This window comes from Streptomyces sp. TBY4 (assembly GCF_024213195.1).
Taxonomy (GTDB): Bacteria; Actinomycetota; Actinomycetes; order Streptomycetales; family Streptomycetaceae; genus Streptomyces.
This window is the reverse complement of record NZ_JANAVF010000002.1, coordinates 63,550-74,315: the sequence shown is the minus strand read 5'-3', so window position 1 is coordinate 74,315 and position 10,766 is coordinate 63,550. Positions and strand designations below refer to the sequence as shown.

The 10,766-nt window shown below is 72.3% G+C and carries 10 protein-coding genes; 2 read left to right on the top strand and 8 right to left on the bottom strand.

Translation table 11 applies throughout. The features are described from left to right. Nucleotides 1-3: 3 nt before the first annotated feature. Nucleotides 4-747: a DUF1775 domain-containing protein gene (locus NLX94_RS04665; RefSeq protein ID WP_254381294.1), complete on the top strand. Its 744-nt coding sequence runs from the start codon at nucleotides 4-6 to the stop codon at nucleotides 745-747. A gap of 26 nt (nucleotides 748-773) precedes the next feature. On the opposite strand, the gene NLX94_RS04660 is transcribed toward NLX94_RS04665, so the two are convergent. The 5 genes from NLX94_RS04660 to NLX94_RS04640 form a co-directional block, all read right to left on the bottom strand. Next, nucleotides 774-1,235, bottom strand: a complete 462-nt coding sequence (locus NLX94_RS04660) for a DUF3093 domain-containing protein (RefSeq protein WP_254381293.1) — start codon at nucleotides 1,233-1,235, stop codon at nucleotides 774-776. A gap of 29 nt (nucleotides 1,236-1,264) precedes the next feature. Continuing rightward, nucleotides 1,265-1,933: a thioredoxin domain-containing protein gene (locus NLX94_RS04655; protein WP_254381292.1), complete on the bottom strand. Its 669-nt coding sequence runs from the start codon at nucleotides 1,931-1,933 to the stop codon at nucleotides 1,265-1,267. A 7-nt stretch (nucleotides 1,934-1,940) separates the two neighbouring features. Further along, nucleotides 1,941-3,974 (bottom strand): cytochrome c oxidase assembly protein, encoded by a 2,034-nt coding sequence (locus tag NLX94_RS04650; RefSeq protein ID WP_254381291.1) that lies wholly within the window; start codon nucleotides 3,972-3,974, stop codon nucleotides 1,941-1,943. Further along, the gene (locus tag NLX94_RS04645) at nucleotides 3,964-4,572 is read right to left on the bottom strand and encodes a copper resistance CopC family protein (RefSeq protein ID WP_254381290.1); all 609 of its coding nucleotides are present in this window, start codon (nucleotides 4,570-4,572) and stop codon (nucleotides 3,964-3,966) included. The genes NLX94_RS04650 and NLX94_RS04645 overlap by 11 nt, the downstream gene beginning before the upstream one ends. 249 nt (nucleotides 4,573-4,821) lie before the next feature. Next, the gene (locus NLX94_RS04640; protein ID WP_254381289.1) at nucleotides 4,822-5,496 is read right to left on the bottom strand and encodes a hypothetical protein; all 675 of its coding nucleotides are present in this window, start codon (nucleotides 5,494-5,496) and stop codon (nucleotides 4,822-4,824) included. A 327-nt stretch (nucleotides 5,497-5,823) separates the two neighbouring features. Between NLX94_RS04640 and NLX94_RS04635 the strand changes: the two genes are divergently transcribed. Beyond that, nucleotides 5,824-6,396, top strand: a complete 573-nt coding sequence (locus NLX94_RS04635) for a hypothetical protein (protein WP_254381288.1) — start codon at nucleotides 5,824-5,826, stop codon at nucleotides 6,394-6,396. Between the two features lie 134 nt (nucleotides 6,397-6,530). On the opposite strand, the gene NLX94_RS04630 is transcribed toward NLX94_RS04635, so the two are convergent. From NLX94_RS04630 to NLX94_RS04620, 3 genes are all read right to left on the bottom strand, one after another. Beyond that, nucleotides 6,531-7,340 carry a CPBP family intramembrane glutamic endopeptidase gene (locus NLX94_RS04630; RefSeq protein ID WP_254381287.1) on the bottom strand — a complete coding sequence of 270 codons (810 nt, stop codon included), beginning with the start codon at nucleotides 7,338-7,340 and terminating at the stop codon, nucleotides 6,531-6,533. A gap of 137 nt (nucleotides 7,341-7,477) precedes the next feature. Continuing rightward, on the bottom strand, nucleotides 7,478-9,541 hold the full coding sequence (locus NLX94_RS39270) for a VCBS repeat-containing protein (protein WP_254381286.1): 2,064 nt from the start codon (nucleotides 9,539-9,541) through the stop codon (nucleotides 7,478-7,480). Beyond that, nucleotides 9,538-10,713 carry an FG-GAP-like repeat-containing protein gene (locus tag NLX94_RS04620; protein ID WP_302168820.1) on the bottom strand — a complete coding sequence of 392 codons (1,176 nt, stop codon included), beginning with the start codon at nucleotides 10,711-10,713 and terminating at the stop codon, nucleotides 9,538-9,540. The genes NLX94_RS39270 and NLX94_RS04620 overlap by 4 nt, the downstream gene beginning before the upstream one ends. Between the last annotated feature and the right edge of the window lie 53 nt (nucleotides 10,714-10,766).

Genomic DNA, 10,766 nt, shown 5'->3' with positions numbered 1-10,766 from the left:
CCCATGAACGAATCGCGCACCGGGCTGCGGCTGCGCCGGCTGGGCGCCGTGGCCGCCGGCGCCCTGGTGGCCGTGGGTGTCGCCGCCGGACCGGCCCTCGCACATGCCGGGGTCACGGCTTCCGACCCTCGTGCACTCGCTGAGAACGTCACCCTGTCCTTCACCTCCGAAGCCGAGTCGGACGGCGCCGGCATAGCCGAGTTGCGGGTGGTGCTTCCCCAGGGCATCGCTCCGGACGCCGTGGTGCTGAAGGAGGCGCCGAAGGAGTGGAAGCTGACGGCCACCCCCGACGGCTACACGCTCGGCGGCCCGGCTCTCGCGGTCGGGACGGACGCCGAGTACAGCATCGTCGTGCGCCAGCTTCCGGATGCGAAGTCCCTGGCCTTCAAGACCCTGGAGACCTACAGCGACGGAAAGGTCTCGCGCTGGATCGAGGTGCCCACCGGTGGCGAGAAGGTCGACAACCCCGCCCCCGTGCTCGCGCTGAAGGCCGCCGCTCCCGGCGCCAAGCTGATCACCCCGAGCCCCAGTCCCAGTCCCACCCCCTCGTCCACACCCAGCTCTTCGGCCTCCGCGGCCCAGCCCTCAGCGGCTCCGTCGTCGCCCGGCGCGTCCGCGAATGCGGAGGCGACGAGCGACTCGGATGCCGGCGGCGGCACCGGAGTCGTCGTCGGCCTGATCGCTGCCGTACTCCTCCTCGGTGGCGCCGCCTTCTGGTGGGTACGCCGAAACCGCGGCCGGGCCTGACTCCACCGGGCAGGGCCGGCGGGAATTCACCGGGTCCTGGCCGCTTCCACGGCGTCGGCCAGTGCCTGCGGGGTGCGGGTCGACAGGTAGACGTACGGGGTCGGGTCGGCCGGGTCGGTGTTCTCGATGCGGACCGCTCCGGTGATGTAGCTGCGCATCAGCATGTGGGCCCGCATGTCCGCCTTGTACGTCCGCCAGGCCCGTGCTTCCTCGGCCTCCAGGACGTGGACCTCGCCCAGCGCGCCGAGCGGGATCCGTGCGTCGTCGGCGACCAGCAGACCGCTCGTGACACGGATGCGGGAGGAGCCCTGCGCGCTGACCCACATGCAGGCGATGAGGGTGCCGACGGCGAAGCCGCCCAGGGCCGCGAGGCCTCCGTACGGCATGACGATGAGCGCCCCGGCAAGGCCCACGGCGACGGCGATCAGCCACCAGGTCTTGGGAGCGGTGAGGCGTTCGTCGTAGCTGAGCGGTGCGGGTGCGGTCATGGGATGAGGTCCTCGTTCGTGGGAGGCGGTCATTTGGCGAGCCGTTCGTCGAGCAGGGCCTTGAACGCCTCGTAGGTGCGGGGCGTCTGGATCGGGCGGCCGTCGAGGAAGAAGGTCGGAGTGCCCTGTACCTTCAGGCCCATGCCGTCCCGCTGATCGGCCTTGACCCGCTCCTCGGTGGCCGGATCCTTCACCGCCTTGTCGTACGCGGCCATGTCGAGGCCGAGTTGCCCGGCGTACGTACGGAAGAGGTCCGCCTGAGAGCTCTGGAGCTCGCCCCACTCCTTCTGGGTCGCGAACATCTTCCTGTACATGTCCTCGAACTTGCCCTGCTGGGCGGCGGCTTCGACGGCGACGGCCGCGGTCCGGCTGTTGCGGTGGCCGGGCATCGGGAAGTAGCGGGCCACGAAGGTGACGCGGTCGCCGTACTCCTCGCGGAGCTTCTCGACCGTCGGGTGGACGGCCCCGCACGCCTCGCACTCGAAGTCGAGGAACTCGACCAGGGTCAGCTCGCTGCGCGCGGGCTCGGTCAGCCGGTGGCTGTCCTCACGTACGACCTGTGCCTCGCCCGCCGCGGGCAGGGACGGAGCCGCCGTGGCCGCAGCGTCCGGCTTGACGAGCAGGAACGTACCGAAAGCGACTGCCAGAAGGGCCGCTACGGCAGCGAGGGCCAGCAGGTTCTTCTTGAGTTTCGTCATGATTCCTCTAGGTGGTCCGGTCGTTCGCCCGCTGCTGCAGGCGGCGGTCTCGGGCGTGCAGGCTCGCCAGGTAGGCGTTGTAGGCGGCCAGCGGGTCCCCGGAGTCCCCGCGGTCGATCCGCCGGTCGATCCGGCGGGCTTCACGGCGGTCGGAGCGGACCCACTGGACGGCCAGGATGATCGTGGTGATCAGGACGGGGATGTCGCCGGTGGCCCAGGCGATCGCACCGCCGTTGTACTGGTCCTGGGCCAGGTCCGGCCCCCAGGTGCGGCCCACCGCCTCCCACCAGCCGGAGCCGATGATGTCGGTGGAGCTCATCAGCGAGATGCTGAACCACGAGTGGAACGGCATGGTCAGGATGAGCACGAACAGCCGGCCCAGGTGGGGCGGGCGCCGTGGACCCGGGTCGACGCCGATGATCACCCAGAAGAACAGCAGGCCGACCGCCAGGAAGTGGATGAGCATCGCCATGTGGCCCAGGTGGCTGCCCATCAGCGTCTCGAACCACGAGGTGTAGTAGACGGCGAAGGCGCTGCCGATGAAGAGGATGCCGGCCACGGCGGGGTGCGAGAGGACCCGCAGGTAGCGGCTGTGCAGCAGCCACATCAGCACCTCGCGCGGACCGGCCGTCCCCTCCTTCCCGGCCGCGGGGAGGGCGCGCAGGGCCAGGGTCGCCGGGGCGCCCAGGACCAGGAGGATCGGCACGGTCATCGCGAGGATCATGTGCTGCCCCATGTGGACGCTGAACATGACCTTCCCGTACACGGCGAGCCCGCTCATCGTCGCGAGGACGGTGACGGCCAGGCCGAGCATCCAGGCGACGGTGCGCCCGACCGGCCACCGGTCGCCGCGGGCGCGGAGCCGGAGCACGCCGGCGAGGTAGAGCGCGGCCGCCGCGCCCGTGCCGAAGGCGAACACGGGGTCGAAGTGCCACTGGGTGAACAGCGGAGTCCAGGGGAAGGCGCCCAGCGGGGGCGGCATCGGGAATCCGAGGAGCTCCTCCGCCGGGGTGGGCGAGCCGCTTCCGGTGCCCGGAGGAGGGGTACGGGACAGGGCGACGGCCAGGCCCGTCGCCGCGGCCATGACCAGCAGTTCGCCCGCGGCCAGCCTGGCGAAGGGGCGACGGGCGCCGTCGGTGAGCGCGGTGAGGGTCCGGCGCCGATGCCACCAGCCGATCGTCCCCAGCAGCAGGAGCGCCGTGGCCTTCAGCAGCACCATCCGCCCGTACCCGGTGGTGAACCAGGCTCCCGACAGGGGCATCCGTACGAGGGCGTTGACCAGGCCGCTCGCGGCGACGGTCAGGAACGCGCCGCCGGCCAGTGGACTGAACCGCCGTGCCGCGGTGGCGGCTCCGTCGGTCCGTCGCAGAGCGGCTACCAGGACGAAGAGCAGCCCGCCGGCCCATACGGCGACCCCGGCCACGTGCAGGGCGAGGCTGGTGACGGCCGCGTCATGGTCGGCGGAGGCCGCCGAGTGACCCGTGAACGCGGGCGGCAGCACGGCCGCCACGGCCAGGAGGAGCGCGGCGCGCGCCCACCGTACGGTCGTCACCCCCGCGCACAGCGTCGCCAGTACGAGTCCGGCCGCGGCCATCGCCGCATAGGCGCGGCCCTGTGCGGAGGTGAGGGCGAAGTCGGCCACCGTCGCCGGATCCAGCACCTCGGCGACCGGCCGGGCAAACAGGTCGGACAGCGTGAAGGCCATCAGGGCGGCGGACGACAGCGCCCACAGCCCGGCGGCGACCGCCGCCCCCATCAGGTAGGGCAGCCGTGTGCGGCCGAGGTCGCGGCCGCCGGGCAGCAGGACGCCCGCCAGCAGCAGGGCGCCCACCGTCGCCACCGCCGCGATGTCCACGACGACGCGCGACAGGGGCAGACCCCAGGAGGTCAGCGGGCCGGCATCCTCGATGCCCGGCACCTGCTGCGCCGTTGACCCGGCCGCCCACATCCCGACGACCGTGATGCTCACGGCCAGGACGGCGGAGGAGACGAGGATCAGCGGCAGGCGGCCCGCTCCGCGCAGGACGAGGTCAGCCGGCACGGTGCGCCTTCCGGCGGCGTACGAAGACCAGCGCGGCACCGGCAGCGGCGCCGGCGCCTGCCACGAGCAGTCCGCCGACGACGGGGCCGCTGCCGTTGCCGTCCGACTCCGACGAGGAGCCGGCGCTCGGCTTCGGCGCCGGACCGGCTGCCCCGGCTACTGCCGCCGCAGTCGGTGTCGGCGAAACCGGTGCGGGGCTCGGGGCGGCTGCCCGGAGGGTGAAGCTGTAGGACCCGGACACGGGATGGCCGTCGGCCGAGACCACCCGGTAGCCGACGGTGTACTTGCCCGGAGGCAGACCCGGCTTCACGGCGAGGGAGGCGCTCTTGCCGTCGACCTGCGGCTGCCCGGCGCCCGCCGGGGTTCCGTCCGGTGCGGTCAGGGCGACCTTGGCGTACTCCTGCGTCATGTCGTCGCTGAAGGTCAGCCCGATGTTCGCCGGCAGGGCGTCCAGGGTGGCGCCGTCGGCCGGGGTGCTGGAGGTCAGGTCGGTGTGCGCCGACGCGGCCGGAGCCCCGGCCCACAGGAGTGCGGCGCCGAGAGGTACGACAAGGGTGCGGGCCGCCGTACGGGCGGCGCGCCGGGAAAGGGAATGCATGGGAAGGGAGAGGTCTCTCTGTGGTCCCCGGACCAGCCGGAGCAGGACACGCCGCCGCCCGCGGACGGCCCCTCCGCCGGGCCGCTAGGCCGTCTCTTTCGGATCTTGTCGGCCGAGCCCGCGGCGTCTGGCGCCGTGCCTGGCCGTGCTGTCGGGGCGTCCGCGTACTGGACGTACTCGGTTGCCCTGGCAGTGCGGCCAGGCGCGGTGCCAGACGCCGCGGGCCCGGCAAGATCCGAAAGAGACGGCCTAGGCCGCGCAGAAACCTCCGCCGGACGTCAGCCCGGTCGTCGGGAGAGGGGCACGCCACAGCACGGCGCGCCCGGACAGCGGCGGTGCCCGTCCGGCGTGCAGCCGGACCACGATCGCGGACGGCGGCGCCGCGCCCGGCTCCAGATCCCGCAGGGCTGCCTTCGGCCCGTTGCCCGCGGGCAGCAGCGGCCAGACGAACACCAGCAGGGCGCGCAGCGCCTCGAGGACGGGCTTGCCGCGCCACAGCAGCCGTTCCGTGAGCCCGAACAGGTGCGCGGCGAGCACCAGCATGACCAGGTGCCCGGCGAAGAAGACCTCCGGCGGGACACCCGCCGCCGAGGCGTGTTCGACCAGCGCCATGGGGTCCCGCGAACCGGTCGCCGCCGCGCAGGCCCCCGGCAGCGAGTACGCCGCGTGGTACGCCAGTTGGGCACCGGCCAAGGCCGCCATGAGCTGGGTGTCGGAGAGCTTGTGCCGGGTCAGCAGCACCGCACTGGGCACGGCGATCGCGGCCATTCCCAGCAGCAGCGCCCACCGGGGCATGTGCCCCTGCGCGAGGAGGTGGCCCGCCAGCGGCAGCAGGACGCACAACGCCGCCAGGGCGCCGGCCCGTAGACCGCGCACCATTCCGCGGGCCGGTGAAGGCGGCCGCGATACGAGGGTGGCGGACATGGGCTGCTGCGCTTTCGGGGAGGTGTTCCGGGGGCGACCCCGCGACTCGCGCAGGGTCCGAGGACCACCGGCAGGGTATCCCGGTCACTCCGGCCTGCCCGCACCCGGATCCGGTTCGGCCCCCGGAGCCCGGGAGGCCGGGCCGCTGCCCGCCCCAACCGGAATGCCTGCCACCGCCCCACGGGAGGGCACGGGCCTTGGCCTGACAGGACCGTGCCCACTGGGCGGACGGCCGCCTTGACGACCGCGGACACTTAGGTCAGCCTTACCTTCGCTCGCTCCCTGAATGGGGGCAGTACCCCCCATTTACGGAACCCTGGAGCAGCAATGTCCGCCGCCGATGTCACCGCAACCCCGCGAAGACGGGAGGCAGAGCTTCTCCGGCTCCCCGGCTGGTGCGGAACCACGGCGGCGTCCCTCGCGGTGTTCCTCGGCTGGGCAGCCACGACGTGGATCGCCCTGCACCTGAAGGCGGACACGACCCTTCACACCGCGGCCCTGTTCGTGCACCTCGCCTCGCTGGTGCTGGGCTTCGGTGCGGTCCTCGCCATCGACTACTACGGCGCCCTGTGGATCACGGGCCGCAAGACCCTCAGTGAGGTGCTCGACTTCACTGCTCCGCTGCACGTGCCCGTGTGGGCCGGCCTGGGGGGCCTGCTCTTCAGCGGCGCCTTCCTCCACCCCGATCTCAGTTCGCCCCTGACGTGCGTGAAGCTCGGTCTGGTCCTGGTGCTCTCGCTCAACGGCGTCCAGGCCTCCGCCCTGCACCGCCGGCTCGCCGCCACCGACGGCGTCACCGTTCCCCGCTCGCTGATGGTCCGTGGTGCCCTGACGGCCTCCGTGTCGCAGGCCGCCTGGTGGGGAGCGGCCGCCATCGGCTTCCTGAACAGCCAGCGCTGAACCGGACGGCGCAGAAGCACCGTCGTGGCCCGGCCTCCGCCTCGCCCGTACTCCCCCCTGTCCCTGTGTCTCCGTGTCATCGACTGCGGTGCCGGTGTCGGCGGGCGAACGTTGAACACGGTGTCCTGCGACCGTCACATCGGCGGGACGGTGGATGCGGGCGTCGGCCGGGTGGCGGGGTCGATCGAGCGGTGCCTGATGAGCAGGAGGACGATCAGCACCACCTGGAGGAGGATCGGCAGGACCATGCCGGCGGAGAGCTTCGGGTCCTGGCCGACGGAGTTCGAGATGAGCCCGAAGTCCCACAGGCCGTGCACGGCCATCGGCAGCAGGAGGGTGCCGCCGGCCCGCAGGCACAGGTAGAAGAAGTACCCGGACGTCGACACGACGGCCGCCTGTACGAGGGCCTGCGAGCCTTCGCCGAACGCGTTGCTGACGTGGACGAGCCCGAAGATCACCGACGAGTACAGGGCGACCTTGCCCTCGCTGAAGCCGGCCCGCCGGAAGACCTGGACGCCGATCCCGCGGAACATCAGCTCCTCCGCGATCCCGACACAGGCCGCCATGGCCGCCAACGCCAGGACCAGGGAGGCCTTCTGGGCGGCCAGGTTCGGGTAGTTCACGCCCAGCAGCGCGACCGCCAGCATCGAGACCGGCACGAACCACACCCACCGCCGCACCGGCACCCGGTACCGCATCACCTCGCCCCACCAGCCGAGCCAGGTGACCACCGCCGCCGCGAACACCACCGACAGGCCGATCGGGAGCAGCCCGTTGCGGATCACCGCCGCGGTCGTCGGGAACTGGCTGTCCGATCCCGAGGTGTCCACCCCGACCAGGAGCCCGGCCAGCTTCAGCACCGCGACATAGGCCACGACCACGGCCAGGAACCACGGCCAGGTCAGCTTCCGCCCCGGCCTCGCGACCGGCTCCGTCTCGTACATGCGCATTCCCTTCGACGACGACTCCGGCGCCGTCGGGGACAGTCAGACCCTCTCCCCCAAACCGATGCCAAGTCGGATATTAACCGACTTATGGCACTCGATTGGGCTGTCCCGGGTCAACCGTGAGAGGAACGCAGTTACCAGTTCGAGCCGATCTGGATCCGTGGGCCCAGGGTGGTCGTGGCTGTTCCCGGATAGAGGTAGAGGGGGCCGCCGGTGGTGGCGGTGGCCTGGACCGTGATGATGTCGCCCTTGCCGTCCGCGTTGAAGTCGGCGCCGGCGAGCTGGCGCATGACCTGCCAGCTGCTGCCCATCTGGGTGCGGTCGCCGAATCCGCCGGTGCCGTTGCCGGGGTAGGCCCACAGCAGGCCCTGGCGGTCGACGGCCACGAGGTCGGCCCTGCCGTCGCCGGTCATATCGCCGGGGGCGGTGAGTTCGTTCATGGTGTCCCAGCCGGATCCGATCGGGGACGGAGGGGCCAGCGTGCCGTTCCCGTTGCCGGGGTGGGCCATCAGGGCACCCTCCGGGGTGATCGCGAGCAGGTCGGGCCTGCCGTTGCGGTCGAAGTCGATCACGGTCAGGTCCCGCTTGCCTCCCCAGGCTGTGCCGATCTGCGACCGCGCGCCCAGGGTGCCCTGGCCGTTGCCCGGGTACAGCTGGAGCGTGCCGGTCGCCTTCTCCACGGCGATCAGGTCGGCCTTGCCGTCACCGGTGAGATCGCCGGCCGCCAGCTTGGCCATGGTGCCCCAGCCGACGCCGATCTGTGTGCGCGCACCGAGGGAACCGTCGCCGTTGCCCGGGTAGAGCCACAGTTTGCCCGTGGCCGCCTCTACGCCGACGACGTCCGCCCGGCCCTCCCCGGTGAAGTCCGCGGCGGTGAGGTGGACCATGCCGGCGGGGGTGGGGGCGGCCGGCCAGGTGGTGCGGTAGGCCATGCGGTCTCCCGGACGCTCGTTGACCATCCACAGCTCCCCGGTGTCGGGCCGGTAGGAGAGGTTCTGGGTGTAGATCCCGGTGCGCGTCATCAGCCATACCGGCTCGTCCGGCGCGCCCTGGTAGAGGCAGCTCGGAAGGTGCGTGGCTCCGCCGTCGACGTATTCGGGGCAGGGCGCCGAGAGGACGAACCGGCCGTTGTTCATGGCCACGCCCTGGATGCCCCCGATGGGTGAGCGGTACGCGTCCCGTGCCGGAACGACGCCGGCGGTGGCCTTCAGCACCCCGGTCGTGGGGTCGATGGGCCAGCGCACGACGGGTGACGCGGACCGGTCGAAGCGGTCGCCCACGTTCCCGGGGTCCATCTCCGCGGTGACCAGGGCCGGGTCGGCCCCCGACAGGTCGAGCGAGAGCGCGGAGATGCAGGGGCGCTGGGGCAGCGAAGCGGGCGCGTAGGTGCCGCAGCCGGTTCCGGCGCCCGTGTACGCGTAACTGCCGACCCGGGGCAGTACGTACGTACCGGAGTCCGTGCGCCAGATCCTGGTGGTGTCGAACACGTCCAGCGAGCTTCCGATGCTGGCGACGTAGAGGCGGGTGCCGGCCCAGACGACTCCGTTGGCGTGGCCGTCGCGGATCGCGGTGTAGCCGCTGCCGTCCGCGGTGAGGGCGACGAGTTGGACGTTCCGGTAGCGGACGGCGGACGGGTTCGTGGCGTCGGCGACGCTGATGCGCTCGGTGCCGCCCGGCCCGTACCAGCTGGTCAGAACGGCTTTGCGGCTTCCCACGGTGCCGTGCGTGACCCCTTGCGGATACCACTGCGTGGTGGCGTCGTCCGGCTCCGACCAGCAGAAGCCCTGGGCTCCGTCGATGTGGGTGGTGTGGCACAGCGGCCTTGCGGGGGTGGTGTTCGCCGTGTCTGCGAGCACGTCGGAGAGGGTGGCGCGGGTGACGCCGGGGTGGGTGGCGGGGTAGGCGTCCACCCTGGATTCGTCGGTGCGGCTGAGGTCCTTGAGGCCCATCCCCGTGGTGGCGGTCCTGGTGATCACGTTGTGCGTGGCGATCGAGGCGTCGGCGACGTGGGGGACGGCCGCGGTGGCGGGAAAGGCGGTCAGGATGCCGGCGACGGCGCACAGGAGGGTGCCGAGGGCCGCGAGGGCCGTGGCCCGGGTGCGCCGGGGGGAACGGGACCGGCGCGGCGCCGTCGTGGTCGCGGTCGAGGTCGAGGTCGAGGTCGTTTGAGCCCTGGTCGTGGGCGGGTGGGCGCTCACGGGGTGAAGTTCCAGCCGCCGCCGTTGTCGACGCGGGCGCCGAACTGGCCGTTGCCCAGGCCCGGGTAGACCCACAGGTGCCCGTCCTTCTCGCGGGCCACGATGTCGGCCTTCCCGTCACCGGTGTAGTCACCGGCGCCGCTCACGCTCGACATCACGCCCCAGCCCGAACCGGCCTCGATACGGGCCCCCAGCCGCCCGTTGCCCAGGCCCGGGTAGGTGAACAGCTTCCCCGAACCGGCCTCGACCGCGACGACGTCGCCCTTGCCATCACCGTTCAGGTCGCCGGCTCCTCCGACGGTGCTCATCGCGTCCCAGTTCGTACCGGCCTCGATGCGGGCTCCGAAGTGGCCGTTCGTCTGGCCCGGGTAGACCCAGAGGTTTCCGGTGGACTTCTCCACGGCCAGCAGGTCGCCCCGGCCGTCTCCCGTCAGGTCACGGCTGCCCGCGATGCGGATCCCGCCCCAGCCGCCGCCGTTGTCGACGCGGGCGCCGAGGTGGCCGTTGGACTGGCCGGCGTAGATCCACAGCTTGCCGGTGGTGCCCTCGACGGCCGCCACATCGGCCTTGCCGTCGCCGGTCACGTCTCCGACGCCGGTGACCTGCGCCATGGCGGACCAGCCGCCGTTGTCGACGCGGGCGCCGAAGCGGCCGGCTCCGGCACCCGGGTAGATCCACAGGGTGCCGTTGCCCGAGGCCGCCCGGGCCAGGAGGTCGGGGCGGCCGTCGCCGGTGAGGTCGCCGACCGCGGAGACGGGGCCCGCTTCCGGGGTGTCGGGGTAGGGATCCGCCGGGTCGGCGGCGGGGTGGTACAGCTTGGAGCAGTTGGGCCAGGCCCCCTCGCCCTGCGGGCCGTCGAGCACCTTCTCCGCGATGAGTATCTGCTGCATCTTCGTCGCCTGATAGGCACGGGGCGCGTACTGGGCGCCGCCGTAGGCCCGCCAGGTGGCGTCGTCGAACTGGAGGCCTCCGGTGTAGGCATGCCCTTCCCGGTAGTAGCTCCAGTCTCCGCTCGCCTCGCAGTCGGCCATCTTGTCCCACGTGGCGACGGAAGCGGCGGAGGCGGTGGGCGCGTTGATCGCGCCGGTGAGGGCGGTCGCGGTGGTGAGGAGGGCCAGGGCCGCGGCCGTGAGGGCGGCGGCAGATCGAGGGCGGAGCTGTCGTGCTGTCATCGTGCTGTTCTCCTAGGACGGTTGGGCACGCCCGATGGGCCGTTGGGCACGCT